Here is a 25,304-nt window from a genome sequence, read left to right as displayed (position 1 = left end):
ATGATTTTATTTTTCGAGTCGGTATCTTTCGACTGCTTTAGAAAAACGCAGGCCTGAAGCAATGCTTTCTGCTAAAAAGGCAGAGGCTTCTGCTTCTTTTTGCGCGACTTCAATCACCGGTGGCATTTCATAAGGCGAATGGGCAACAATTTTGGCGAAACCTTCCCAGTCAAAGGTACCCAAGTAAGGATTCAGGTGCTCGTCACAAGGTCCTAAAAGATAAGCATCTTCCCAACATTCTTCTGATGTCAAGCCATGATTATCCGACAAATGAATCATATAGAGACGGTCTTGGTAACGTTTCGGCATTTCTAAACAATCGGAACCCGTAATATTGCCATGCCCTGTATCAAAACAAAATCCAAGAAAGTTCGCAGGATAACGGGCAAACATCCGATCAAATTGATCGATTTGATAGGCGTTAGGTGTTCCTAATTGATTTTCTAAACAAATTCGCACGCCTTTTTCTAAAGCATAGGGTTGCAATTCATCAAACGATTGATAGGCCTGTTTAAAGTAACGCTCTTTATAGCCTTTTTCTTCTTCAAAACTTTTATAGGGCACTTGCATATGCAAAACAATTTCCGTTGTCCCTAAAAATGCCGCCATCTCGATCCGATTTTTCACCAGTTCGACACCTGCTTGGCGGTTGTATTCGTTAAAAGCCGTAAAATCACGGCGATTGTAGGTCGTACAACGGTAGTGAAATTTTGTTTTTGAGGCGCGCCAACGCATTCCTTCTGAAGCGTGTAGTCCTCGGACTTTCAAATGATATTTTTCTAACCATTCTTTGATTTGTTGCATTTCATAAATCGAATAGGTATAATCACCATCCCATTCATGGCACCAATGAATATGGCTGAATCCTGCTTCTGAGATTTGGCGAATCCTTGCTTCAATCTCCTCAATTCCGGTTGATTCTCCGGCATAATCGGTGGCATAAGCCAGTGCTTTTTGCTGTGTCATCTGTTCGTAACGTCCCCTTCTTCTTTCATTACGCTTTTTAGTCTATCCGTTACAAAGTTGTTCGTCAATCGTTTTCATGAAGAGGGATTTCTTTTCTTTGCATACGGGTGCATGACGCCATCATTGATTTCATACACTTTATCACAAGCATCAATTAGACGCGTGTCGTGCGTCACCATCATAATCGCTTTTTCTTTTTCCTTGGCTTCCCTTGCCAAGATTTCGACAACTTCAAACGCTTTTTCAGAATCTAAACTAGCCGTTGGTTCATCCGCTAAAATAATTGAAGGATCATTGTACAACGCACGCGCGATCGCGACCCGTTGGCGTTCCCCACCAGACAAATCTTGAGGATATTTTTTCAACAAGCCTTGAATCGCTAATTTCTCAAAAAGTTGTTGGGCTTTTTCCGTCTGCGAGCGATGGTTGACCTTATCAACGAAACGCAGTTGATCTGCGACGGTTAAAAAGGGAATTAAATTGGAAGCTTGTAAGATAAAGCCAATGGACTGAAAACGAATGGTTGCTCGTTGTTTCTCTTTTTCTTCGCTAAATGGTCGTCCATTAATTAAAATTTCACCCGCGGTTGGCGTTTGCAACCCACCTGCCAAGGTTAGAAAGGTACTCTTTCCCGAACCTGACGGGCCAATAATTCCGATAAATTCACCCGCAGCGATTGAAAAATTGGTTTCTTTTAAGCCGTGAATTACTTGATCGCCATCGGGAAAATCTTTGCGAACTTTTTTAAATTCTAATACCGTCATTTTTTCCGCCTCCTTATCCAATTGCCTTTAAGGGATCAATTTTCACAATCGTACGTACAGAAAAAAGTGCCCCCATTAAGGCAAAAATCACCATTAGCACTGCAATGCCGATAAAATAGAAGATGTTACTTGCAAACGGGACCGCTGTTGGTAAGCCAAGTGCCGTCGCATACGTTCCAAGTAAACCAAGTCCCACACCAGCAAGCGCCAGTAAGAGTGTTTGTATCACAACCGAAGTCGCAATGTATTTGGTCGAAATGCCTTGTGCCTTCATAACACCAAAAATGTTGACTTTTTGCATCGTTAAAACGTAAATAAATATCCCAATGACAATCGCCGCAATCACAATTAAAAAACCAATCATAAAGCCAAAGGTTAAGACTTGCGCACGGTATCCAGGCAAATCATTAATAAAAGTTGGAATGGAAATTTCTTCCAATTCTTCTTTTGGATAGTCTTTGATTTGCCCGCGGACAACAATACCATTTACACGTGCCTCAGGACTGGTATCCTGTTTTTCAAAACGGATTTCTTGATAGGTTTCAATAGTGGTATAAATCACAGGAGAGACATTAAATTTGGCCTTCTCTGTAAAACCAACGATGGTAATTTCCTTTTCTTGACCAGCCAGTTTCAAACGATCGCCCAATTTCAGGCCATCCGTCTTTTGAAGACTCGCATCCGCGACCCCTTCATCAACGGCGTGAAATCCTCGGCCTTCTGTCACTTCAGGCATTAAAAACTGGTCTTCTTTCACACCAAAAAAACTGACAGTCATTTGCTCTTCTTCATGGCCCAGTTTCGCCACAATTCCCGGTGTTTGCGCGAGCAGTGCTTTTTCCTCAGCTTCTACCTCATCAAAGCGTTTTTGAGGAATCATTGACATCCCTAGGGTGCTGTTTGCATCTTTTGAAAGAAAAATGACATCTGCTCCCCACTTATCGACCGCCATACGGTTTTCTTGTGCCAAACCATAGGCTAAGCCGGTTAAGAAAAAGACCAGATACGCAATTAAAAACATCACACCGATAATCAACCCATAGCGAAGCTTTGAATGCCGAATTTCATTTAAGGCTAAAAACATGGACGCCACCTACTTTCGAATGCTTATTTACTCTTTCTTAATTGTAAAACAAACTTCCCCTACATTTACGAGAATCAACAAATCTTAAGAAAAGCATAATAAGGTCTTTTTCAACTCTACACCCTCATGAAAAACGACTTGCAATTGTTGTTTTTTTACTCAAAAAGGAGGATTCTTGAGAGAAAAGGCCAAAGAAGGGACTGTGACAGCTGTCACAGTCCCTTCTTTGGCGGATAAATGGGCAACAAAACGTTACTCTTTCGGAAACTTCACGAAATTCGAGCAATTGAAAAAGCCAATTGTTCGAATTTCCCTCCAGTTTTTCAGAGCAAAACGACTTTTGTCACACCTCTTTTTTTAAATTAAGCAGAAACTTCTTGAGTCATTGCGGCTAGGCGTTGCACTCTTTCTTCTGCTGAAATCTGATTGCGTTTGATGTAACGATTGGTTTCACTTGCGGCACACTCGTAGCAGCAGCCACCTAAATGTTTGGCTTCGTTTTCTTCTGAAGTAATGATTTGACGGTTACATGCGGGGTTGCCACAGTTAATGTAACGTTCACATGGTGTGCCATCGAACCAGTCTTTACCGACCACTTGTTTATCCACGTGGTTAATTTCAACGCTAATTCGGTCATCAAAGACGTACATTTTACCATCCCATAATTCCCCTTGAACTTCAGGGTCTTTACCGTACATCGCAATGCCACCGTGTAATTGTGACACGTCTTCTACCCCTTCTCTTAATAACCAACCAGAGAATTTTTCACAGCGAATGCCACCTGTACAATACGTGACCACTTTTTTATCCATAAATTGCTCTTTATTTTCACGAATCCATTGGGGCAATTCGCGGAAATTACGAATATCTGGGCGAATGGCACCACGGAAATGTCCTAAATCAAATTCATAGTCATTGCGTGCATCCAGCACGATTGTGTCTTCATCTAATAAAGCTTCTTTGAATGCTTTTGGATCTAGATATTTTCCAGTTAAACGTAGCGGATCGATGTCTTCTTCTAAGTTTAAGGCCACCAATTCTTTTCTTGGTCGCACAAACATTTTACGAAAAGCATGGCCTTCACTTTCATCGATTTTAAACCAAGTATCTTTAAAACGTTCATCCCCATGCATCCAGTCCATATACTGTTGCGTTGCTTCAATCGTTCCTGAAGCAGTGCCATTAATGCCTTCCTCGGCTACTAAAATGCGACCTTTCAAACCTAAACTTTTACAAAAAGCTAAGTGCTCTTTGGCAAAGGTTTCAGGGTCCTCAATTTTAGTATAATTGTAGTAAAGTAATACACGATAGTCCATATATCGGTTCCTCCTTAAAAATTATACATCTGACATTATAGTGGTTTTCACAAAGAAGTACGAAAAATATGCTTGTGTTTTTTTGCGCAAGAACGCTTTAAAAGAAGCTGCTCTTTTGCAGCAAAAAACGGTATAATAAGAAAAAAGGAAAAAACAAAGGAGAAGCAACCATGGATTTAAGTGAAGTAAAAAAACGCATGCATACAGGCCAATTGTATTATTCTGGACAAGAAGAACTTGTGGCCGACCAATTAACTTATTTAGAAAAGAACTTTGACTACAACCAGCTACGCCCTTCGCAACAAGCGGAAAAGCAAGCCTTACTGAAGGAAATGTTTGCTGAAATTGGGGAAGGCTGTTACATTGAAGCGCCGTTTCATGCCAACTGGGGCGGCAAACATGTTCATTTTGGTAAGCATGTCTATGTGAATTACAATTTAACCCTAGTCGACGATACAGATATTTTTATCGGTGATCACGTGATGATTGCGCCAAACGTTGTGCTAGCAACGGGGACGCATCCGATTCATCCCGAGCTACGCCGGAAAACAGCACAATACAATTTACCGATTCGAATTGAAGCCAATGTCTGGTTGGGAGCAGGAGTACTGGTGATGCCGGGTGTCACGATTGGTGAAAACAGTGTCATTGGAGCAGGGAGCGTTGTCACACAAGATATTCCGGCAAATGTCGTTGCTGTCGGTAGCCCTTGTCGCGTGCTACGAGCGATAAACGAGCGCGATTGCACCGTTTACCACAAAGAATCCATCATTGATATTGACTAACAAAAAAACATTCGCTGGATGGGCGAATGTTTTTTTATTGATGTGAAACGGACCGTCTCACTCTTTGGTCTTTTCTTTATTCCTCTTCTTCCATTTCCAAAATATCAATCACCTTCATTAAACGCGTCACATTGCCACGTTCATTTTCATCTAAGGTACTTTCAATATAAGCAATGGTCTCGGTTAAATTGGGGATGGTTAGATATTCGAGGGCGTTGACGCGTCGTTTGGTACTTTCAATTTCCTTGGCAATCAATTGACAGGTTTTTTCAATTTCTGCTAATTGCAACATTTGCGGTAAAATCGCGTCTAAATAACTCAAGGAAAGGTCGAGTTCACTGGTCGTCGTTACAAAGCCATAAGAAAAATCGTCCACGTCGCTTTCTTCTTGATACATCGTATTTAGTACGGGCACTTCGGTATTCATAATGCTTTTGGTCTGGACATCCAGCGAAACTTGGTTCATTGGAATCGAAAAGGCTTCTTCAAGCACGTGGTCTGGAATGACGCTTGATGCCAGCACGTACTTTTCCATGCCGTCTTGTAAGGCTTTCTCCATTTCACGACGCAAGGCTTGGTTTCTTTTGACTAGCGTAATAAACTGACGAACCAATTCATCTAATTTGTCTTTTAAAAGTTTATGCCCACGTGTGGCTGTCCCGAGTCGTTTACGTAAACGGCTCAGTTCCATCCGTGTGGGATTGACATTTAAAATCGCCATTAAGCATTCAGCTCCTTCGTATCAGGCAAGAATTCTTCGATGTATTCTTCTTTGATGCGACTCAGTTCTTCTTTTGGTAAGGTAGCAAGTAATTTCCAACTTAAATCGAGTGTTTCTTCAATGCTACGGTTGGTATAAAACCCTTGATTTAAATATTCATTTTCAAATAAATCGGCAAAACGTGCATATTTACGATCGACTTCTGATAAGGCAGATTCGCCTAAAACGACCGCCAATTCTTTGGCGTCTTTGCCGTCCGCATAAGCGGCATAGATTTGATTCATCGTAGCGGCATGGTCTTTTCTTGTTTTATCTTCACCAGTCCCCTTGTCTTTTAGACGGGACAAGCTTGGTAAGACGTCAATTGGCGGATGAATGTTTCGTTTTTCCAACTCTGGCGATAAGATAATCTGACCTTCCGTAATGTAGCCCGTTAAATCTGGAATTGGATGCGTCTTATCGTTATCCGGCATGGTTAAAATTGGAATTTGCGTAATGGAACCGGGTTTGTCTGTTAACATTCCAGCCCGCTCATACAAGCCTGCCAGGTCCGTATATAAATACCCGGGGTAGCCGCGACGGCCAGGAACTTCTCGTCGAGCGGCGGAGATTTCACGTAAGGCTTCACAGTAGTTCGTCATATCCGTTAAAATCACCAGCACGTGCATGCCTTTTTCAAAAGCTAAATATTCGGCAGCCGTTAGCGCCATCCGCGGCGTCGCAATCCGTTCAATTGCCGGATCGTTGGCCAAGTTTAAAAACATGACCGAGCGATCTAGTGCGCCAGTCTTGCGAAATTCTTCAATGAAAAATTCCGATTCTTCAAAAGGAATCCCAATTGCTCCAAAGACAATTGCAAAGTTTCCTTCATCATTTGGTACCGTTGCTTGTCGAGCAATTTGTGCCGCCATTTCTTTATGCGGCAATCCCGCTGAAGAAAAAATCGGGAGTTTTTGACCACGAACGAGGGTGTTTAAGTGATCGATGGCTGAAATTCCTGTTTGAATAAATTCATCAGGGAAAGCCCGAGCCATCGGATTAATCGAGGCGCCGTTCACATCGACTCGCTTGTCTGGAATCACTTTTGGTCCGTCGTCAATCGGTTGGCCGATGCCATCATAAATACGGCCGAGCATGTCTTCTGAAACACCTAAACTTAGGCCGGTGCCTAAGAAACGGACGCGACTTTCTTCGGCACCTAAGTTACTTGTGCCTTCAAAAACTTGGACAATGGCCTTGTCATTCGTCACTTCTAATACTTGACCTTGTCGTAATTCGCCACTGTCTGTTCGAATTTCAACGAGCTCGTCGTATTTGACTCCTGCGACGTTTTCAACGACCATAATCGGTCCATAAATTTCAGAGACGGAACGATATTCTTTTAACATTTATTCCATCCCTCCTTTTTCAACGATGGCTTGCATCGTATGTTTAATCACTTGTTCGAGTTGACTGAGTTCGCCAATTTCTTGTTCGGGAATGTATTTGCTACGTGCAATTTGTTCGCGTAAGGCAATCGTTCCCTCAATAATTTCATGGTAATAAGCCCCTAATTGGATGGCTCGTAAGGCCTCATGGTGGAAAGCCAAAATATTTTTCAATAAATAAAACTGTTTTTCTCTGGAGGTATACGTATCAACATCATCAAAGGCATTTTGCTGTAAGTAGTCCTGACGAATCGAACGCGCGGTGACGAGGGTCATCCGATCTTTTGGCAAGAGGGCGTCAATCCCGACCAATTGAACAATTTCATCCAAGCGGCTTTCTTCTTGTAAGAGGGTCATCGCCGCAATGACTTGTTTGGACCACTCGCCTTTAAAAATTTGATCCAAATACGCATTTAATTCTTCTTCATAAAGCGAATAAGAATTGGTCCAGTTAATCGATGGAAAATGACGTTTTTGGGCCAAGGCGCTGTCGAGTGCCCAGAAGACTTTCACGATACGTAAGGTGTTTTGCGTGACAGGTTCACTGATGTCTCCCCCGGCAGGTGAAACGGCGCCAATCGCGGTAATACTGCCTTCACGTGCCTCGCTCCCTAAGGTTTGATAAAGTCCAGCACGTTCATAATACTCTGCAATTCGACTACCGAGATAAGCTGGATAGCCTTCATCTCCTGGAATCTCTTGCAAACGACCACTCATTTCTCGCAGTGCCTCCGCCCAACGAGAGGTGGAGTCGGCCATAATTGCCACGGCGTACCCCATATCACGGTAATATTCCGCAATGGTAATTCCGGTATAAATCGACGCCTCACGTGCTGCAACGGGCATATTTGACGTGTTGGCAATTAAAACGGTTCGTTCCATCAATGATTTTCCAGTTAAGGGGTCAATCAATTCGGAAAATTCGTTGATTACGTCTTTCATCTCGTTTCCACGTTCGCCACAACCAACGTAGACGACGATATCGACATCCGACCATTTGGCAATTTGGTGCTGAACGACCGTTTTCCCCGCACCAAATGGTCCAGGAACGGCAGCAGATCCTCCTTTGGCTACTGGAAAGAAGGTATCAATCACCCTTTGTCCAGTCACCAGTGGCTCGCCGGGTGTCATTTTCTTTTTACTTGGACGCGGTGTCCGTACGGGCCAGCGTTGCATCATCGGTAATTTTTTTTCGGTGCCATCTTCTAAGGTTAAAGTCACAATCGGTTCGGTAATACTATAATTCCCTACCTTTATTTCTTGAATCACGCCAGCCACACCGTTGGGAACGAGGACGCGATGTTCAATGACTTCGGTTTCTTGTACAACACCCAAAATATCACCGGCGACGACGACATCGCCAACCGCTTTTTTCGGTACAAAGGTCCATTTTTTTTGCCAGTCGAGGGCATCAATCATGACCCCTCGTTCTAAATAATCACTTTCTGTTAGGGCCATGAACTGGTCTAAGGGACGTTGAATCCCATCAAACATTTGTCCAAGTAACCCAGGAGCCAGCTCGACTGATAAAGGCGACCCCGTTGTTTCTACGATTTCTCCGGGACCGATGCCATTGGTTTCTTCATAAACCTGAATGGAGGCAATCCCTTTTTTTAATTCAATAATTTCCCCTAATAGTCCTTTTTCACTGACTTTACAAAGCTCATGTATTTTCGCACCTTGTAAGCCTTTTGCCTGAACTAAAGGACCGGAAACCTTGATAATTTCTCCAATTGCCAAATAGGCTCCTCCTCTACTTTAATCTTTTTCTAAAATCGATAGACCGATCGCCTGTTCGACATTTTTATGTAAGCGTGCCATGCCAATCCCCAAGCTCCCTGTACTACTTGGGATGGGAATAATGGCTGGCGTTAGTTGATTGTCATAAAGCGCAATTTCTTCTTCGAGTTGCTCCACAATCCGTTCGGTAATAAAAATCACGCCATACGACTCGGCCATTGTGGTCAATTGCCTTTTGGCTTCCGCCAAGCTCGTGACTGGAAAGACATCGATACCTAATCCTTTAAAGGGCAAAATCGAGTTTTTCCCACCCAGCATCCCTATTTTTTTATACATATGAATCACGCACCCGACTGCTTAATTTTTCCACGGGAATTTTATTAATTTTCCCAATAAAAATCATACGCAAATTTTTAATTTCCGTCTCTTTGGCATAAAGGTAGCCTAGTAATGCCGTTGGACCAAAAACAATCATTTTCTTTTCTTTAAAATAATTCATTAAAAAGTTATCTTTAATCAAATCAAATTGATTCAAGGTGCGACGTTCCTCTAACTCACTGACGCTGGTATCGACTAAGCGATAATAGGGCGTATTGGCTAAGTATTCAAGGAAGGTGGCTAAGGACTGATGAATGGCATCAAGCAATTCATCCGTCGAAAGAAGCCCGCCTTCAGCGACAACGGCACTCATAAAGCCTTGTTTGCGCCCCATAAAATAGCTACGTAAAATCGTGGATAAATTAAAAGTATCAATCAAACGTTGGCTGATTTCTAGAAACAGCGCATCGCCGTTTTCTTCAGAAATTTCTAAGAAATGACGCCAATAATAGTTGTCAAAGATGATGTCAATGCCTTGCACTTCTTCATAGTCTTCAATATAGGCAAAGACTTCTTCTAGGCAATCGATCATGACTTGTGGGATTTCTTTGTGCGTACGTGTCTGGACAGCTTCTTTTAAAACGTCAAGTGAGAAGGCGCCAAATGGCACAATCAAGGCCGACAAATCTTCTTTGGTGTACCACTCTTTCACCAGTATTTTTAAGTTTTGGTAGTCGTATTTCAAAGTATAAATATCAACAACGGCTTTGACTGGCGTTAATTCATAGGCCATTTCAAAGGTTCTTTTTTCTTCCGCTAGCAAGACTTTTTCAAAGTCGTGGTAGGATGTCGTTTCATCGATGAAGTCGCCATAAGGGGTTTCTTGCAAGATGGGGTACAACCCACTTGCATCTTCTACACTTAGTAGGCGGGTCAAATCCGCTTGGTTTAGCAATTGATTTTCATAGGTTCGAATGCGTACGTTGGCATGACTAAACTGAATATCCTTCAAGCAATCCCTCCTCCTACGCTTCGCTAAAAATCAAGGCGATCAATTGATAACTCAATTCTTCTTCCTTCGCTTCTAGGAGCGCTTCAAAAATAAAGTTAAATTCAATTTCTTGTTGCTTAAAGACTACCCCGCTGCGATTTGGGATCGTCCGTGGGGCAATCGTTAAGTGAACGGTCTCACCCAAAGCCTCTTGCCAACTTGCAAGAAGCTCGGAAGTGACGATTTCTCGACTTTTTGAGCCAAAAATCAATTCGACTTCACCGGTCACTTGGGTTGCCTGCAATTTTTCTAAAACAAACTGTTGAAAATCAGCAGGAGAAATCTCCTCAAGGGCTTCTTTCGCCGCTTCAAAGAGCTCGTCTAAGACTTGTTGCTTGGCTGCCAACACGCGATTGCGCGATTTCACATGGAGTTCCGATACTTTTAAACTTAACTCTTTTTGCAGTTCTCTATCATAACGACGAAGCTGTTCGCTCGCTTCTTTTTCGATTTGCTTTTTTTTGATTTGTTCGTTTTCAAGAATTTCTTTTTCCGCTTCTTCTAAAAGATGCATTTGTTTTTGCTTAGCATCTGCAATAATTTTCATGGTTAATTTTGTAATATCAGACATTTTTTTCCTCCTACATCATAACCAATAAGAAAGAAATAACGAAACCTAAGATTGCATAAGTTTCCATCATCGCCACAAAGATAATTCCTTTTGTGGTATGTTCTGGCTTTTTGGCTAAAATTTGCATAGCAGCAGCCGATCCACGACCTTGCCACACGCCGTTAAAAATCGCTGCGATTGAAATCGGTAGGGAAGCAACAAATAAGAAAATCCCTTTTTCAAAAGTAATATCTCCTGTAATTTGTAAAAAGATCATAAAGGAAATAACGAAACCGTATAATCCTTGGGTCGCAGAAAGTAACTCTAAAATCAAGGCTTGACCGAATTTCTCTGGTTCTTCTGCAATCAAACCTGCCGCTGCTTGAGAGGTCATACCAATTCCGACTGTTGAGCCAATCCCGCCACAAATCGTCGCCATGGCTACTCCTAATGCGGCAAAAATTAAGCCACCATTTTCAACAAAAAAACTAATCCAATTCTCCATCTAATCTAACTCCTCCTGTGTTTTCACTTCTTCAATTTTGACTGATGCGTATTTTTCACTTGCTTTTAAGGGGTTAAAAGCACGGCCGCCACCGGTAAAGAATTTGCCAAAGAATTCTAAGTATTGCAAACGAATCCCATGGACATAGGCACCTAAGTAACTTAGGAAAATGTTAATACTGTGTAATAGGATAAATAAAACAATCCCGAAGGTAAAACGAATGGCTGGTGGGAAATAACTAATAATTAAGTTAAAGGCGGCCGCAATACTTCCGCCGGCAACACCTAAGGCCATTAAACGGGTATAACTGACCAGGTCACTCATATAGTTGGTTAAGTCCATCAAGCTATACAAGGCCGTTCCAATTTTACCAACAAAGGTATTCCCATCCACACTACCGCCGATGAGTACGGCTACTAATGAAAGAATCAGTCCGCTTAACCCAATCGTTCCTAGTGGGGTGTCTGGTAACAGCATCATCCCTACCGCCATCAAGGCACCACTTAGTAAAAAGAGCATCCATGATCCTGCTTGGAAAATTGCTCGGAATTTCTGCTGTTGCTTGCTCCATAATAAGTAAAATTTTAAAATGAGCGCAAAGAAAACTTGAATAAAACCGAAAATGACAGAAATCAGTAAAATCTCCGTAATGTCTGATTGACTGGAAAGGACTTGAAGCGGCATGGTAAAGCCAAAAAGACTGCCGTAGAGCAAGCCCCACATCATTGTTGGGACGGCACAAATTTGAAAGAAATCCAAATTACGCTTCATACCTGCCTCAAAATGAAACAAGCGTTTGATTAAAAAGATTCCTAAAAATAATAAGAGTCCGTAACCAAAATCGGCTACCATCATGCCAAAGGCCAAGGCGTAAAAAGGGGCCATAAAAGGCGTCGGATCAATTTCATCATAGCGTGGCAAACTGTACATCTCAATCAAAGCTTCAAAGGGCGCAACCAGACGGTGATTTTTCAGTAAAATCGGCACTTCTTTGATTTCTTCTTCTTTGACTTCCTCGAAAACGAGATAATAATTTCCTTTCGTTGTCCTTTGCAAGACAGCCTCAAAGTTGGTCGCTTCTTCGATTGGAACCCAGCCCGAAACATTTAGAATCGATTTGGAATGCAAGATTTTCTCTTGATTTTGACTTTTGATGATGGCGCTACTTAGGTGCTCGGCAACGAGGCCTAAGGTTTCCGCTTCTTTCGTCATTTTTTGGAGACTTTCCTTGAGGGCTTTTTCTTCATTGACCACTGCCAGTCGTTTTTCTTTTACTTGGCTTAGCGCATCGGCGGGTTTGCCTTCAAAAAGATACTCATATTCGGAAAAACCGGTCATAATCAATGCCCGTTCAATAGGTTTTTGTTTACTCTTATGAAACAAGAGAAACACATAAGTCGTTGTGGTTGTTTGTTGGATGATTTGGTAATAAGTGCTTGGGAATTTTTCGAGTTCTTGACTAAGCTGCGTCATTTGTTCGTTGGAAATCGTTCCCAGGATACCAATTGAATGTTTCAGTGTTTTTAGAACTGCTGGGGATTCGTCAAAATAACGCCAACGATTCAGTTCATCTTCTTCCTTTGAAAGGTCTTGTTTTTCTTGGTCAAGTAGACGGAGTCGTCGATCGCTTAAGCGTAAATCTTCGACAAAGGTTTCCCAAGAAGAGGTTGCGGTGAGCTGTGCTAATTGTGGGAGTGTAAAGGATTTTGGCGGACGCCTTAACCCTTGTAAAAAACTTTCCTTTGGTAAGTAGTTCTTTAAAAAGTCTCTTGCCCAAACCACTCGAGCGAGTTGGTTTTCTAATTCTTCTGTTTTGGCAGAAGCATTTTCTTTTGTAAAATGGGTATTCAAGCCATGAAGGTCTTCATCGGCTGCCAAAATCTCGGCTTTTTGAAAGTTTTGTAAGCCTTGTAGCACTTGTTCTTGATTTTCTTGAAAGGTCAACACATGGAATTTTTGCATTTGTACGATGGCCAAATTAATTCACCACCGCTTCCAACATTAATCGGATTGCTTGCTCACGCTGGCTAGGGGAGACTTGTTGCAATTTTTGAATTTCTCCAGTTGTTTTTTGAACGACTGGCGCCTTTAATGTTTCAAATTCACGTTCTTGTTGCTTCAATTTTTCCTTTTGTTCTTGCTTTACCGCCTCTTTTCGTTCTTTATGAAAAACAGCAAGCAGTTCTTGACTGATTTTTTGTCGTTCTTCGATTTGCTGCCTTGTTTCTTGTAAAATCTTCTCTGCTTGTTCTTCTGCTTGTATGACTTGTTGAATGGCATCGACACTCATTACGAATTTCCTCCTCACGTATTTTTCATGTAAGCTATTACAGGTAAACTTTACTGTTATACAAATGTTAACGAAAATGAAGGAACTAGTCAAGGAATCTGAGGATTTTTTCTCAGAAAATTCATTATTTTTTCAATAAAATTTCGATTCAAACGACAAAAAAAGCAGAGCCAAAGAAAATCCCCTGCTTTTGAAAGTCAGTCGGTCCTTCTTCTTCCACTACGTAAAAAAGTCGGGAGGGTGACAATGGCCACTTCCCGACTTTTTTTCTTTCCTACCATTCAATTGATCTTTGTTTTTTCTCTTACTTGCGGTTGATGAATAAGACCGCAAATCGTGTCGCAATCGCACCCAAAATTAAGCTAAAGACGAGTGGGTTTTGCAGCCAAATCATTGCATGGCCGAGCTTCGGAATACGATAAACCAAGCTGCCGATGTATTCTTTTTCCGTCACCGCTAATAAATCATCCACTTGATTGGCGTCCCCGCGCGTAATCAGGTGCTGGTCGGCTAAGACTTTTTCAATTCGATGGGTAACAATCATCTGTCCATTGCGAAAAGAGATAATCTCCTCTTCTTCCAATTGTTCAAAAGGCTTTTCTTTGACAAGAATGTAATCGCCAATCGCCAAGGCTGGTGCCATGCTGCCGCTAATCACCGTATAACCGCGATGACCAAAAAGTGACGGTCGTTCGGGAGATGAATAAAAATTTAAAAGGGCGAATGCCAACACGCCTAGGACAAAAAAGGTGCCCAATACTTGGGTCGTTCGTTGCATTTTTTTCTTCATTTTTTACTCCAAGTCTTGACGTTTAATTTCGGTTAATTGATTTTTCTTTTTGGAGCGGTAAACAAATTGTCTGGAAGTTGTTTCGATGTAAACGACGCTTTCCGTGTTTGGTAATTGGTTGACTGCTTGAATTTGATCCACAAAAACAGGCAAATATGAAATCCATTCTTCTGGTCCCTCGCACTCTGTCACCGCCAAACGGTACTCAAGCGTATTTGAAACCAGCCCCAGTTTCCCCTCCGAAATCAAATCAAAAGGCGCTTGCGTGACGGGTAAGTCCTCTTCCAAGCGATAGCTGCGATCAAGCAACAACTGGACTTGATTGCCAGAATAAGTGACCATCACTTGCTCCAAAGTTTCTGTTGGTCCCAGTCGTTCCTCTTGATAATTCGAAACATCCATTAAAATAATTTTTTGTGGGTGTTGATTTTTTGCAATCAATTCTTTGACCCGCTGAAAAAAAGCCTGGTTACTTAGGGGTTCTTGAATGTGCGTTTTTTCATAGACGTCTTCTGAATAATGGTCGACGCTTTCATCCATTCGATAAACCGTTGCCAAAAAATATTGATTTTCCAAATTGCGTTGATTGATACTTCGTTTCATTTCAAAAAAGACAAACACAAATAAAAGAAATAGGCTTCCGACAAGAAGATTTTTTCGCATCGTTTGTTTGATTTTGTCCAAGGTCTTTCAGCCACCCATCTGTTATGCGTTTGATACGGATTGGCTTCTTTTGAAAAATCCATAAAGCAAGAGGATGCCAAAAACAAAACTAATCCCTATCAAAACTATCGGTTGACTTAAGTTTAACATTAAGTGCCCTAATTTCGAAATTTTATATTCTTGTTTGCCGATGAAATTTTCTTTTGTGACGAAAGTCTGATCGATAAAGTCATTGCCGTCCCCTTGCACCGCTAAACCTTCATCCGTGATTGCCACAATTCGATGGGTGACAATCACGGCTTGTTCCGAGTCAAGGTAGGAGACCACATCGCCGACCTTCAATTGCGCATAGGGTACCTGTCGATCGATAATATAATCTCCGGCTGAAAAGACCGGTTGCATGCTATCACTCAACACGATATAGCCTTTATAACCAAACAGGCCTTGCTTGCCTGGTTCTGATAAAAAATTTAATAAAGCAAAGGTTAAAATGAGCCCCACGAATAAGGTGGTCAACCCATTTAACATCAAGCCTAGCTTTTTTTTCATATTTTTCTCCTAACACTCCCTTACTCTTTTATTGGTGCCCTCTTTCACTCGTTTTGTTCCTCCAAGAGCAAAGAAGCGCGAGATTCCATGAATGTTTCTTCCCATTTTCCCTCTGCTTCAATGGTTGGCTCTTGAGGGAGGCTTTCGGCTGTTTTTTCTGGTGGATTCGGACGGGATTGAGGGCCTTCTTCAGCCGATAAAAGCACAGAGTCTACAGGCAAGTCTGTCTTAGCTTCGGCGGGTAGTCCTTCTATTTTTATTTCACGCGAAAAGACGACTTGTCCCCCTTTAACTAAATCCAAACGAATCCTTTTCGTACTACTTTCAGCCGCAGTTAAGGTAAAGGATTCATAGGCTGTCCCCCATTCAAATGAAACAGCTGACGTCTCCATTACTGCTTCGATGTTCTTCTCAAAATAAGCAGCCAGATTTAATGGGAGTCTCGCAGATAAAGGATCTTGCTGTTTCGCTAATGTGTAAAGCTTTAATGTCAAGGGCTCTGTCCCTTTTAACTCAATCGGTGCCCCAACTTGCGGTCGACCATCTTGATTGATGTCAGTGTCGATCAGTACCGGCAAGCCAAATTGTTCCTCCCCACGATAAGGTAAATACTCTTCATGAAACCAGGCAATATTGATTCGAAGCCATGAATAGTCCTGCCACTCTCTTTTTATCCCTGGCTTGAGTTCGAGCACTAGCTTAAAGCCCTGTTTTTCTACGTAGACAAGCTCTTTGACAAGATAAGATTCTGTTTCCCCTTGGCTGTTTGGCTTTGCCGTTGGAATCTTGGTCGTTATTTTATTTGTCAGGTGTTTTTTCACTGCCTCAAGTTCACGTTCCGTTAGCGTTTCCCCTTTACGGTACTCTAAGAAGACAACTCCTGGAACCACCGTTGTTAATTGTTGATTCACAACACTATAGTACAGGTTTCGTTCAATGAACATTTGATTCTCAAATTGGTCTTCACTCGGCCAAGAAGTCGTTGGTTTTTTTTCTCTTTTCACGAGAATCTGTACGGTTTTTTCATCTGAAAAACCTCCCCGATCGGCTTTGAGATTCGCCTGCTTCAACTGCACACGAACCGTGACCAACTTCTCACCGGCTTCATCCCAATCCTGCTGATTGAATTTCAAACGCAAGGTGGTCGACGCTCCCCCTGCTAGCTGCTGGCTTTCTTTGTCGAGTGTGTAATCAATCCGCAGCTGTTCTCCGCTTGGTTCAGCCTTTATAAGGGGCTGAACTTTTCCGATTAAAGTCCCTGTGTTTTGAATGACTAACTCGATTTCCTCTTCTTTATCTCCCAGTATCACTTCACTTTTTGAGGGTTGGCATTCGCCTAAGGTCAAGGTCCCCATTTGGAGTTTAATTTGGCCATCGATTGTTTTTTGATCGATGAAATAGGCACTCGTACCATGCATCCATGCAGAACTCAAAAAAAGGGCCACTAAAATGACTAGTGGCAAAAAAAGTACTTTTCGTTTCATTTTAGTGTCTCCCTTTGTTTTTTTTAGTTACGAATTTGCTCGGCGGTAATCGTTACGAGACCCTCTACATCTAATAGATTTAAGCTTGGAGCATCTTCTCGATTACGGCTACCTGGTTTTTCCGGTTCCTCTGAGTAATCGACACTTGCTGTTAAAGTGACAGTCAGTTCCTTTTCACCATCGTCAGCAGCAAGCACTTTTCCATCGGTCAAGCCAGCCAAGGCAACGGTATAAGTAAAGCCATCTTGTTTTAGTTCCGTTTCCCCCTTAATTTTAGCCGTTACTTTTGCATTAAGGCTTCCAGTGTAAGCAACTTTCACCGTTTTGGTATAAAAATCGCCTGGTTGTAAGTTTGTAAACTGGTTTACGGATACGTTTTCATCCCGAACAGTATTTTCTAAGACCTTATCATCAGCATAGCCATAAACCCAATCTGCTTTCGTTGCTTGGCCTAAGCTGACAGTCCCTGTCTTCAACTCGATTTGGCCAGCAACATTCGTACTATCCGTGAAGTAGGCGTACGTCCCATAGGTTGCCATCCCAATAAATAGTAAGGCCAGCATTAACAATGAGTAGCGACGATGCCCATTTACTCTTTTTTCGACTTCTGCCATTTGACCCTTTTGATTATCCATGTTTTCCAATAACATTTGATAACCCTCCTTTTCTTTTTTTCAAAAAACAACCCTACTTGTTTTTTTGATTCTTGATTCTGGCGCACGAAAATACCAGTCATCCAAATTCGATGCCTGTCATTTACTTCCCATTAACCTTTGTTTAAAAATGTTTTTTTCCTATTAAACATTTTTAACACATGCCGATAATAGCATGCTTTTGATTAAATGAAAAGCATTATATTAGATTTCTCCCATTTATTTTTAACGTCATACTTATTTTTAGATTTTAAAGAACCTTTTTTAATATTCGACATTTTTTTCACAAAAAATAAATCTTTCGAAACTTATATTTGGCTCGTCGCTCTAGCGAAACCGGTCCGTCCTCCATCAATTTCCGTTCGGTCATTCACAGCTTTTTATCGGCGATTTCTAATAAAAAAACAGGATAATCGATGATTTTTTCATCAATTATCCTGTTATTTAAGGTATAAAGATTGCTTACCAAGACGGTTGTAAACTTGTTCCAAAACTTCAAGGGTTACCCGCGCACTTTTGCCACCTAAAGGGTCATTATAGTAAATGTACTGCTCGTCCATCCCCGTTAAAACGACAGAATGAATCAGGGGTGTTACTTGAATTTCTCCGGCTTTTGTTTGCCAAGAAAGGAAATCTTCTTTGGTTGGCACCGTCATCTCTAAAGTCGAGAGGATCCAAATGGGGGTATCTTCCTGTAATTTGTTTAGAATTTCTTGAAAGGAACGGCCTTTACCGGCAACCACTTCATATTCTTCTTGTACAATGGCCCGAGCAACTTTGGCAATTGGCTCGACATGAACGCCCATTGCTTGCTTGCCTGTTTCGATGTTTCCGACAAATCCTTGATTCGGATCGCCATGCGTCTTTTTATCGATTGTAAAGGGCTCATAGTCCAATTTGTTCGCTAGCTGGTTTTTATCCACCTCGAAGCCATAATATTGAAGCAACATCGATAAACTGGTAATTTCACAGCCATTTTCTAAGGCGTGGTTGGCCAGTTGGTCTTCTAAGGGGACGTCTAGACGAATACTGCGGATGAAGGCAGGGTCGCCTTTTTTCACCGGTTCTTCTTCGCCAAACCAGAAAGCGTCCTCTACGGCTTCTTGCTCTGCCTGCTGTTTTGCCTTTGGACTTTCATAAAAATAAGAAAAATAAACGGTCAGTCCAACAATCGATAGTAACAGCAAATGAATTAGAATTTTTTTCTTCATTGTCATCCCTTACTGGTAAACTTTTTTTATGATAATCTCAACGCGGCGATTTTTGGCGCGTCCTTGCGCCGTTTGATTGGTTGCATGCGGCTTATTCTCCCCATAAGCCTGAATGGAGATTTGATTGTCACGCACGATTTTCTCTTCCACGAGATAGTTCATGACAGAAATGGCACGTGCTGCACTTAACTCCCAGTTGGACGCGTAGGTGACGTTTTCAGGGACATTGTCGGTATAGCCGGCGACAATGATTTCTTGGTTCAAATCTTTTAAATGCGGCGCCACGACGCCCAATGATTTTGCCACGTCGCTGCCTAAATTGGCACTTCCAGGTGCAAATAAAATATTACTATCCAGATTAATATGTAACCCATCCGATTTTAGCGAAACATTCATCTCTTTGCCAAAATCAGACTTTTCCAAATCTGCTTTTAGCTTCTCACTAGCTGTTACCATCTGTTGGTCTTCCATTTTTTGCGCGAGTTGGTCTTCTTTGGCTTCTTCGACTGCTTTCGTGCTGACCTCGACCGAGTCTGCTGCACCGTTACCGCCTTCACCGGAAAAACTTCCTAAATCAACAATCGGCCCAACAAGCGAATCGCCCCCCGTTTGTAAACCGGCAAAAATCGTCCCAAATTCCGTCCGAAATTCTTGAAACTTGGCATCATCGACGGAAGCCATGGCAAACATGACGATAAATAATGCCAAGACTAAGGTTAACATGTCGGCATAAGGTAAAAGCCAACCTTCATCGATGTGTTCTTCTTCTCTTTTTTTTCGTTTCAATCCCTGTCACTCGCCCTCTCTAGGAAGATTGCTTCCGTTGATCCGGTTCAATCAAGCTGTATAATTTTTGTTCAATCGTTTTTGGTGATTGTCCACCTTGAATCGCCATAATCCCTTCAATGACAATACTCATTTGCAGCACTTCTTCCTGTGATTTGATTTTTAGACGGCTGGCAAAAGGTAAGAAAAGAACATATCCGAAGAAAATCCCATACAAGGTCGCAACGAAAGCCGCCGAAATCATATGTCCCAGCGCGTCCACGTCATTCAAATTCCCTAAAGCACCAATTAGACCAATCACGGCTCCTAGTACCCCCAAGGTCGGCGAAGTCGTGCCCGCCGTTTGCAACATGGAGGCTCCGACGTGGTGACGGTCTTCCATCCCGGCGATTTCATTTTCGAGCGTTTCTTGAATTTGTTCTGGGTCCACCCCATCAACGACCATCTCAAGTCCCATCTTTAAAAAAGGATCGTCTAACGATTGCACGCTGCTTTCTAAAGCGAGCAAGCCGTCCCGTCGAGCCAAGTTGGATAATTCCACAATCGTAGTGATGGTCCCTGCCACATCGTAGGTTTTATTTTGAAAAACAATTCCAAAGATTTTAGGCAACCGTTTAATGTCTTTTTGCGGATAGGCATTAATTAGCGCTGCCACCATCCCAACAAAAATAATAATAATCGCCGCAGGATTAATCAAGACCGCGACGTTGGCTCCTTTGACGATCATTCCCACGACCACGGAAAAGAAACCAAGTAAAATACCGATAATTAAAAAGATATCCATAATAAAAAAATCCTCCTACACACTGCACGTTTTCAAATGCTTACTCTTGTCCTATCGGCTACTTTCAACCGCTCATTAAGCTTCAAATAAAAAATCAGACAAGTTGCAGTCTGCGCACTTGTCTGATGGTCTATTCTGCTTGAATTTCTTTCCAAGTCTCTAGTAGTTCCGTTAATAATTTTTGAACTTCTTGTAAAACCGTCACCTCTTGATCGACATTGCCGATGACTAACTGATTGTACATATAGTCGTAAAGTTGAATTAATTGCTGAGGGATTTCACTTTCCACTTCGGTATTCACTGAATAACGCAACTCGGAAACAATGTCTTGAGCCTTGATTAAGTATTCGCCCGCTTTGACAAATTGTTCTTTTTCTAAGGCTAAAATACCTAAGCGTATGTTTTTAATGCCCCCTTCATAAAGCATCTCAATTAACTTGTTCGGCGACGCGCTCATGACTTGGTTCTTTAAATATAAATTAGGGTTTTTTTGATACATTTTTTTCCTCGCTTTATTAATAATAAAATTCATAGCCTGACGACTGATTGAATTTCACATAGTCTCGAACTTTTTGATTGGCCTGATTCAGTTTCCCGGCTTCGCGTTGAACTTGTCGTTTTTCTTCTTGTAAAAAACGCAACAATTTCTGATACTCGCTGATGAGGTGCTGCAACTCCGGAACGTCTTTGGCGGCTAAAGTCGTCGCTTCTAGTTTCGAAAAAAGCGGCTGACTCGCAGCCAAGATGCTTTCTGCTTGTTCAAACGTGCCATCCCAGGCCGCAAACAAGGTCTGTAAGTCATGCAAGGCCGTCATTATTGCCCACCATTAAAGGCATTGACTTGGCTAATTAACCAACTCATTTGTTCCTCGGCTTGCATCATCGCTTGATCCAATCGGGTGAACATATCGACATAACGTGCCTTTTTTTGTTCTAATACTTCATCAATTCGCGTGATTTGTTTGTTTAAGTCTTTAATCGATGATTCGAAACTATCAAATTTTGAGGCGATTACGCCTTTTTCACCGGTTTTATCAACCAAATATTTATCGGCAACTGCTTTTAAGGCCACCGTATACCCCGACGTCTTTGGTTGGCTTTCACCAGCGACTTTTTCTGCTTGATAAAAGAAATCTTGTACGCCATTTGGATCTTCTTTTAATTTCTCATCAAATTTCTTTTCATCAAACGCTAAGGTTCCTTGACGGTCTGAAATCGAAAGCCCCAGTTCCGTCGCTTTCAAGCCAGAACCAATGCCATAAGGTGGCGCGATTAAATTTCGTAATTCGGTTTGTAGCCGCATTAACGAACTGTCCCCCGATAAAGTCCCAGCCTTGTTGTCTTTTGCGCTTGGGTCGCCAACATCGGCTTTTTCATTGATGAAACTCATTAAACTGTTGTATTGTGAAACCAATTCTTTCACGGCATCTTTTAATTTGCCGGTATCATTTTTGAGGCTCAAATCAACGACTTCTTCACTGACACTCTTTAATTCAAAGGTAATGCCATCCACGACGTCTGTCAGCGTGTTACTTGCACGCGTCATTTCAATCCCATTTAAGGTGAACTGGGCATCGACTCCTTTGTTTAAGGTCACATCATCTGCTCCTAGTCCTAGCTCAGACACCACGTCACCGTGAAGCTGCAACTCACGATTGCCCGTCTTGCTATCAGTTAAGACTAACCGATTATCCATTAAAACCGCCGAAACACCTGAGTTTTTTGATTCTGCGTTGATTTTCTTAACTACATCTTTCATGCTATCGCCAGACTCAATTTGAATGGTGAAGCTTTTCGGTTGTCCTGCCTCATCCAAATCTGCCGTTTCAATCACGAGTTCACCATTTGCACCGAGTGAACGACTGCTATCGTCCATTTTTTTTCCGACTAGGTTGGTTGCCGTTGCTAATTGGTCGACCTTTAATTTGTAGTTGCCTTCTAAAGCTTCTGCCGTTCCTTTGATGTTTGCGATTTTATCATTGGAAGACGTCACCAGCTTTGATTGAAAGGCTTCTGGTTTTTGCAGTGCTTCTAATTTACTTAAGAAATTATTTAAACGAGTTTTTACGTCACTCCACGCTGTTTTTTGATTTTTAATTTCTTCAATCCGATTTTCGGCACGGGTTTTGGGAATCGCGTCTCCTTGCAATAAACTTTCAATTTGTTCGGCCCCAATTCCTGAGTATTGTCCTAACATGCCGCTAATTCCTGAAGAACTTGTAATATTCGCCATCTGATGTGCCCTCCTGTAAATGTTATCTAATTACAAAACTTTCATCCTATACAAGTATTTTATCGGTGAAAAAGACGGGTGGTTAAAGGGTAGACCCTCTTTTTTAAGGAAAAGAAAAAACTCGACATGGCTGTCGAGTTCAAAAGTTATGATTACCCTTGTAATAAACCTAAAACGCTGTTTGGCATTGCATTTGCTTGAGAAAGCATTGAAGTTGCTGCTTGAGAAAGGATGTTGTTCTTCGTGAATTCCATCATTTCTTCTGCCATATCGACGTCACGGATGCGTGAGTTTGCTTCCGTTAAGTTTTCTTGAGTGGTAGTTAAGTTTTTGATTGTATGACCTAAGCGGTTTTGCGCCGCACCTAGGCTTGAGCGTTGTTCAGAAACAGTCTTAATTGCATCGTCAATCTTACTGATTGCAGCATCTGATGCTTCACGACCAATGCTATCAGCTGCTTTTAAGGTATCGTTATAAACCTCTTGAAGAGCAGCTGCTTTTTTGAATTCATCTGTTGTAGAATCTTTCCCTACTGCAGCTTCGTTTGCCTCATCTAGCTTGTCTTTTAAATCTGCTAACGTAATGTCTTCCATTGCGTCAGATGAGCCATCATCTTTAATAACCTTAACATTAAATTCATGAGCTGCATCAATTAAATCAACTTCTTTTGTTAATCCCAAAGAATCTGCTTTCATACTTTTAATTTTAATTTCCATGGTTTGACTATTATTCGCACCAATTTGGAAAGTGAATTTTTGACCTGTCGAATCTGCCCCATCACTGTCTAGCAATGTTTTTGTATTAAATTCTGTCTCCTCAGCAATACGCGTCACTTCATCCGATAATGCCGCAAATTCTTTATCTAGTGCTGAACGGTCATCATGGCTTAAGGTACCATTTGCTCCTTGAACGGCTAAGTCACGCATACGACCTAAGATCGCGTGGGTTTCGTTTAAAGCACCTTCAGCCGTTTGGATTAATGAAATCCCGTCTTGGGCGTTACGTGTTGCTTGTTTCAAGCCTCCGATTTGTGATTTCATTTTCTCTGAAATCGATAGTCCTGCTGCGTCGTCTCCGGCTTTGTTAATACGTAAACCTGATGATAATTTCGCTAATGAACCACTTTTTGATGCGTTAGCGTTGGTTAAACGACCATAAGTATTCATTGCGGATACGTTTGTATTAATTCTCATTGTGTGTTGCCTCCTAATTTTTCTTGTAAGGGTGACCCTCTACTCTTACTTATCGGAAAGTATTTGAATCATTTAAGTTTTTCAAAAAGAAAAAACTCGACATGGCTGTCGAGTTCAAAAGTTATGATTAACCTTGTAATAAACCTAAAACGCTGTTTGGCATTGCATTTGCTTGAGAAAGCATTGAGGTTGCTGCTTGAGAAAGGATATTATTCTTCGTAAATTCCATCATTTCTTCTGCCATATCCACGTCACGGATGCGTGAATTTGCTTCCGTTAAGTTTTCTTGAGTGGTAGTTAAATTTTTGATTGTATGACCTAAACGGTTTTGCGCCGCACCTAGGTCAGAACGTTGTGCTGAAACTTTAGCGATTGCATCGTCGATTTTACTAATTGTTCCATCTGCTAATTCACGACTCTTTTCAGAATAGCCTTTTTCTACTATTTTTAAATCTGCTAATCTTGCTTCCTTATCAGCTGCCCCAGCAGTATCGTATGCTTCTTTTGCATCTTCTAACGTTAACTTAGTACCTCCTGCAGTTAATTCTACTTCAAAATCATCCTCAGCTGCTAACTTCACATCATCTTTTGAAACTTTTAAATCATTTGCTTTCATGCTGTTAATTTCGATTTCCATGGTTTGATTATTATTCGCACCAATTTGGAATGTAAATTTTGTTGCATCCTTATCTAGTAAGGTTTTTGTGTTAAATTCTGTTTTCTCAGCAATACGCGTCACTTCATCCGATAATGCCGCAAATTCTTTATTCAAGGCTGCACTGTCATCGTGACTTAATGTACCGTTCGATCCTTGTACAGCCAAATCACGCATACGACCTAAAATTGCATGGGTTTCGTTTAAAGCACCCTCTGCCGTTTGGATTAATGAAATCCCATCTTGGGCGTTACGTGTTGCTTGTTTCAAGCCTCCGATTTGTGATTTCATTTTCTCTGAAATCGATAGTCCTGCTGCGTCGTCTCCGGCTTTGTTAATACGTAAACCTGATGATAATTTCGCTAATGAACCACTTTTTGATGCGTTAGCGTTGGTTAAACGACCATAAGTATTCATTGCGGATACGTTTGTATTAATTCTCATTGTGTGTTGCCTCCTAATTTTTCTTGTAAGGGTGACCCTCTACTCTTACTTATCGGAAAGTATTTGAATCATTTAAGTTTTTCAAAAAGAAAAAACTCGACATGGCTGTCGAGTTCAAAAGTTATGATTAACCTTGTAATAAACCTAAAACGCTGTTTGGCATTGCATTTGCTTGAGAAAGCATTGAGGTTGCTGCTTGAGAAAGGATATTATTCTTCGTAAATTCCATCATTTCTTCTGCCATATCCACGTCACGGATGCGTGAATTTGCTTCCGTTAAGTTTTCTTGAGTGGTAGTTAAATTTTTGATTGTATGACCTAAACGGTTTTGCGCCGCACCTA

General features: G+C 41.6%; 28 protein-coding genes. 1 reads left to right on the top strand and 27 read right to left on the bottom strand.

From position 1 onward, the window contains the following. Window positions 1-6: 6 nt before the first annotated feature. From ACYSNO_RS09470 to trhO, 4 genes are all read right to left on the bottom strand, one after another. Window positions 7-966: a sugar phosphate isomerase/epimerase family protein gene (locus tag ACYSNO_RS09470; protein WP_461730839.1), complete on the bottom strand. Its 960-nt coding sequence runs from the start codon at window positions 964-966 to the stop codon at window positions 7-9. A gap of 74 nt (window positions 967-1,040) precedes the next feature. Continuing rightward, window positions 1,041-1,730, bottom strand: a complete 690-nt coding sequence (locus ACYSNO_RS09465) for an ABC transporter ATP-binding protein (RefSeq protein WP_461730838.1) — start codon at window positions 1,728-1,730, stop codon at window positions 1,041-1,043. 13 nt (window positions 1,731-1,743) lie between these two features. Then, window positions 1,744-2,814, bottom strand: a complete 1,071-nt coding sequence (locus tag ACYSNO_RS09460; RefSeq protein WP_461730837.1) for an FtsX-like permease family protein — start codon at window positions 2,812-2,814, stop codon at window positions 1,744-1,746. Between the two features lie 362 nt (window positions 2,815-3,176). After that, window positions 3,177-4,130: an oxygen-dependent tRNA uridine(34) hydroxylase TrhO gene (gene trhO, locus ACYSNO_RS09455; RefSeq protein WP_461730836.1), complete on the bottom strand. Its 954-nt coding sequence runs from the start codon at window positions 4,128-4,130 to the stop codon at window positions 3,177-3,179. A gap of 170 nt (window positions 4,131-4,300) precedes the next feature. Here trhO and ACYSNO_RS09450 point away from each other — a divergent pair, with 170 nt between their 5' ends. Continuing rightward, the gene (locus tag ACYSNO_RS09450; protein ID WP_461730835.1) at window positions 4,301-4,915 is read left to right on the top strand and encodes a sugar O-acetyltransferase; all 615 of its coding nucleotides are present in this window, start codon (window positions 4,301-4,303) and stop codon (window positions 4,913-4,915) included. 76 nt (window positions 4,916-4,991) lie between these two features. On the opposite strand, the gene ACYSNO_RS09445 is transcribed toward ACYSNO_RS09450, so the two are convergent. The 23 genes from ACYSNO_RS09445 to ACYSNO_RS09335 form a co-directional block, all read right to left on the bottom strand. Then, window positions 4,992-5,636 (bottom strand): V-type ATP synthase subunit D, encoded by a 645-nt coding sequence (locus ACYSNO_RS09445; protein ID WP_461730834.1) that lies wholly within the window; start codon window positions 5,634-5,636, stop codon window positions 4,992-4,994. After that, entirely contained in the window at window positions 5,636-7,024 is a 1,389-nt protein-coding gene (locus tag ACYSNO_RS09440; RefSeq protein WP_461730833.1) for a V-type ATP synthase subunit B, read from the bottom strand. Before ACYSNO_RS09440 ends, ACYSNO_RS09445 begins: the two co-directional genes overlap by 1 nt. Continuing rightward, on the bottom strand, window positions 7,025-8,803 hold the full coding sequence (locus ACYSNO_RS09435) for a V-type ATP synthase subunit A (protein WP_461730832.1): 1,779 nt from the start codon (window positions 8,801-8,803) through the stop codon (window positions 7,025-7,027). It abuts the gene before it with no gap. A gap of 18 nt (window positions 8,804-8,821) precedes the next feature. Next, entirely contained in the window at window positions 8,822-9,139 is a 318-nt protein-coding gene (locus ACYSNO_RS09430; RefSeq protein WP_461730831.1) for a V-type ATP synthase subunit F, read from the bottom strand. Beyond that, a complete protein-coding gene (locus ACYSNO_RS09425) occupies window positions 9,132-10,133 on the bottom strand; it encodes a V-type ATP synthase subunit C (RefSeq protein ID WP_461730830.1) in 1,002 nt (333 codons plus the stop codon). Before ACYSNO_RS09425 ends, ACYSNO_RS09430 begins: the two co-directional genes overlap by 8 nt. Before the next feature lie 13 nt (window positions 10,134-10,146). After that, complete coding sequence (locus ACYSNO_RS09420) at window positions 10,147-10,743, bottom strand: V-type ATP synthase subunit E (protein WP_461730829.1); 597 nt, start codon at window positions 10,741-10,743, stop codon at window positions 10,147-10,149. Between the two features lie 10 nt (window positions 10,744-10,753). Beyond that, the gene (locus tag ACYSNO_RS09415) at window positions 10,754-11,227 is read right to left on the bottom strand and encodes a V-type ATP synthase subunit K (RefSeq protein ID WP_461730828.1); all 474 of its coding nucleotides are present in this window, start codon (window positions 11,225-11,227) and stop codon (window positions 10,754-10,756) included. Further along, complete coding sequence (locus tag ACYSNO_RS09410) at window positions 11,228-13,204, bottom strand: V-type ATP synthase subunit I (protein WP_461730827.1); 1,977 nt, start codon at window positions 13,202-13,204, stop codon at window positions 11,228-11,230. It abuts the gene before it with no gap. 1 nt (window position 13,205) lies between these two features. Then, window positions 13,206-13,517: a hypothetical protein gene (locus ACYSNO_RS09405; protein ID WP_461730826.1), complete on the bottom strand. Its 312-nt coding sequence runs from the start codon at window positions 13,515-13,517 to the stop codon at window positions 13,206-13,208. Between the two features lie 304 nt (window positions 13,518-13,821). Further along, entirely contained in the window at window positions 13,822-14,307 is a 486-nt protein-coding gene (locus ACYSNO_RS09400) for a signal peptidase I (protein WP_461730825.1), read from the bottom strand. Window positions 14,308-14,310: 3 nt separating this feature from the next. Beyond that, entirely contained in the window at window positions 14,311-14,991 is a 681-nt protein-coding gene (locus ACYSNO_RS09395; RefSeq protein WP_461730824.1) for a hypothetical protein, read from the bottom strand. Between the two features lie 21 nt (window positions 14,992-15,012). Next, window positions 15,013-15,519, bottom strand: coding sequence for a signal peptidase I (locus tag ACYSNO_RS09390; RefSeq protein WP_461730823.1), 507 nt, complete (start codon window positions 15,517-15,519; stop codon window positions 15,013-15,015). Window positions 15,520-15,563: 44 nt separating this feature from the next. Next, window positions 15,564-17,003 carry a hypothetical protein gene (locus ACYSNO_RS09385; RefSeq protein WP_461730822.1) on the bottom strand — a complete coding sequence of 480 codons (1,440 nt, stop codon included), beginning with the start codon at window positions 17,001-17,003 and terminating at the stop codon, window positions 15,564-15,566. 23 nt (window positions 17,004-17,026) lie between these two features. Further along, window positions 17,027-17,653, bottom strand: a complete 627-nt coding sequence (locus tag ACYSNO_RS09380) for a hypothetical protein (protein WP_461730821.1) — start codon at window positions 17,651-17,653, stop codon at window positions 17,027-17,029. A 443-nt stretch (window positions 17,654-18,096) separates the two neighbouring features. Then, window positions 18,097-18,867, bottom strand: a complete 771-nt coding sequence (locus ACYSNO_RS09375) for a C39 family peptidase (RefSeq protein WP_461730820.1) — start codon at window positions 18,865-18,867, stop codon at window positions 18,097-18,099. A gap of 9 nt (window positions 18,868-18,876) precedes the next feature. Continuing rightward, window positions 18,877-19,653, bottom strand: coding sequence for an OmpA family protein (locus tag ACYSNO_RS09370; RefSeq protein WP_461730819.1), 777 nt, complete (start codon window positions 19,651-19,653; stop codon window positions 18,877-18,879). A 19-nt stretch (window positions 19,654-19,672) separates the two neighbouring features. Beyond that, on the bottom strand, window positions 19,673-20,437 hold the full coding sequence (gene motA, locus ACYSNO_RS09365) for a flagellar motor stator protein MotA (protein ID WP_461730818.1): 765 nt from the start codon (window positions 20,435-20,437) through the stop codon (window positions 19,673-19,675). A gap of 130 nt (window positions 20,438-20,567) precedes the next feature. After that, entirely contained in the window at window positions 20,568-20,936 is a 369-nt protein-coding gene (gene fliS, locus ACYSNO_RS09360; RefSeq protein WP_461730817.1) for a flagellar export chaperone FliS, read from the bottom strand. A gap of 16 nt (window positions 20,937-20,952) precedes the next feature. Further along, complete coding sequence (locus ACYSNO_RS09355) at window positions 20,953-21,252, bottom strand: hypothetical protein (RefSeq protein ID WP_461730816.1); 300 nt, start codon at window positions 21,250-21,252, stop codon at window positions 20,953-20,955. Further along, on the bottom strand, window positions 21,252-22,670 hold the full coding sequence (gene fliD, locus ACYSNO_RS09350; protein WP_461730815.1) for a flagellar filament capping protein FliD: 1,419 nt from the start codon (window positions 22,668-22,670) through the stop codon (window positions 21,252-21,254). The genes ACYSNO_RS09355 and fliD overlap by 1 nt, the downstream gene beginning before the upstream one ends. Before the next feature lie 152 nt (window positions 22,671-22,822). Beyond that, entirely contained in the window at window positions 22,823-23,863 is a 1,041-nt protein-coding gene (locus tag ACYSNO_RS09345; protein WP_461730814.1) for a flagellin N-terminal helical domain-containing protein, read from the bottom strand. A gap of 127 nt (window positions 23,864-23,990) precedes the next feature. Beyond that, a complete protein-coding gene (locus ACYSNO_RS09340; protein WP_461730813.1) occupies window positions 23,991-24,962 on the bottom strand; it encodes a flagellin N-terminal helical domain-containing protein in 972 nt (323 codons plus the stop codon). A 127-nt stretch (window positions 24,963-25,089) separates the two neighbouring features. Further along, window positions 25,090-25,304 (bottom strand): flagellin (locus tag ACYSNO_RS09335; RefSeq protein ID WP_461730812.1); only part of this gene is annotated, 215 nt, incomplete at its 5' end.

The sequence above is a fragment of the Enterococcus sp. LJL98 genome (assembly GCF_054871745.1).
This window is presented reverse-complemented; position numbering and strand designations above follow the sequence as displayed.

Excerpts from the sequence above, each read along its gene's own strand:
- ACYSNO_RS09440 (WP_461730833.1), bottom strand. The coding sequence starts at position 7,024 with ATGTTAAAAGAATATCGTTCCGTCTCTGAAATTTATGGACCGATTATG.
- ACYSNO_RS09405 (WP_461730826.1), bottom strand. The coding sequence starts at position 13,517 with ATGAGTGTCGATGCCATTCAACAAGTCATACAAGCAGAAGAACAAGCA.
- ACYSNO_RS09470 (WP_461730839.1), bottom strand. The coding sequence starts at position 966 with ATGACACAGCAAAAAGCACTGGCTTATGCCACCGATTATGCCGGAGAA.
- ACYSNO_RS09415 (WP_461730828.1), bottom strand. The coding sequence starts at position 11,227 with ATGGAGAATTGGATTAGTTTTTTTGTTGAAAATGGTGGCTTAATTTTT.
- ACYSNO_RS09400 (WP_461730825.1), bottom strand. The coding sequence starts at position 14,307 with ATGAAGAAAAAAATGCAACGAACGACCCAAGTATTGGGCACCTTTTTT.
- ACYSNO_RS09390 (WP_461730823.1), bottom strand. The coding sequence starts at position 15,519 with ATGAAAAAAAAGCTAGGCTTGATGTTAAATGGGTTGACCACCTTATTC.
- ACYSNO_RS09340 (WP_461730813.1), bottom strand. The coding sequence starts at position 24,962 with ATGAGAATTAATACAAACGTATCCGCAATGAATACTTATGGTCGTTTA.
- ACYSNO_RS09420 (WP_461730829.1), bottom strand. The coding sequence starts at position 10,743 with ATGTCTGATATTACAAAATTAACCATGAAAATTATTGCAGATGCTAAG.
- ACYSNO_RS09430 (WP_461730831.1), bottom strand. The coding sequence starts at position 9,139 with ATGTATAAAAAAATAGGGATGCTGGGTGGGAAAAACTCGATTTTGCCC.
- ACYSNO_RS09375 (WP_461730820.1), bottom strand. The coding sequence starts at position 18,867 with ATGAAGAAAAAAATTCTAATTCATTTGCTGTTACTATCGATTGTTGGA.
- ACYSNO_RS09355 (WP_461730816.1), bottom strand. The coding sequence starts at position 21,252 with ATGACGGCCTTGCATGACTTACAGACCTTGTTTGCGGCCTGGGATGGC.
- ACYSNO_RS09445 (WP_461730834.1), bottom strand. The coding sequence starts at position 5,636 with ATGGCGATTTTAAATGTCAATCCCACACGGATGGAACTGAGCCGTTTA.
- ACYSNO_RS09460 (WP_461730837.1), bottom strand. The coding sequence starts at position 2,814 with ATGTTTTTAGCCTTAAATGAAATTCGGCATTCAAAGCTTCGCTATGGG.
- ACYSNO_RS09345 (WP_461730814.1), bottom strand. The coding sequence starts at position 23,863 with ATGAGAATTAATACAAACGTATCCGCAATGAATACTTATGGTCGTTTA.
- motA (WP_461730818.1), bottom strand. The coding sequence starts at position 20,437 with ATGGATATCTTTTTAATTATCGGTATTTTACTTGGTTTCTTTTCCGTG.
- ACYSNO_RS09450 (WP_461730835.1), top strand. The coding sequence starts at position 4,301 with ATGGATTTAAGTGAAGTAAAAAAACGCATGCATACAGGCCAATTGTAT.
- fliS (WP_461730817.1), bottom strand. The coding sequence starts at position 20,936 with ATGTATCAAAAAAACCCTAATTTATATTTAAAGAACCAAGTCATGAGC.
- fliD (WP_461730815.1), bottom strand. The coding sequence starts at position 22,670 with ATGGCGAATATTACAAGTTCTTCAGGAATTAGCGGCATGTTAGGACAA.
- ACYSNO_RS09385 (WP_461730822.1), bottom strand. The coding sequence starts at position 17,003 with ATGAAACGAAAAGTACTTTTTTTGCCACTAGTCATTTTAGTGGCCCTT.
- trhO (WP_461730836.1), bottom strand. The coding sequence starts at position 4,130 with ATGGACTATCGTGTATTACTTTACTACAATTATACTAAAATTGAGGAC.
- ACYSNO_RS09380 (WP_461730821.1), bottom strand. The coding sequence starts at position 17,653 with ATGTTATTGGAAAACATGGATAATCAAAAGGGTCAAATGGCAGAAGTC.
- ACYSNO_RS09465 (WP_461730838.1), bottom strand. The coding sequence starts at position 1,730 with ATGACGGTATTAGAATTTAAAAAAGTTCGCAAAGATTTTCCCGATGGC.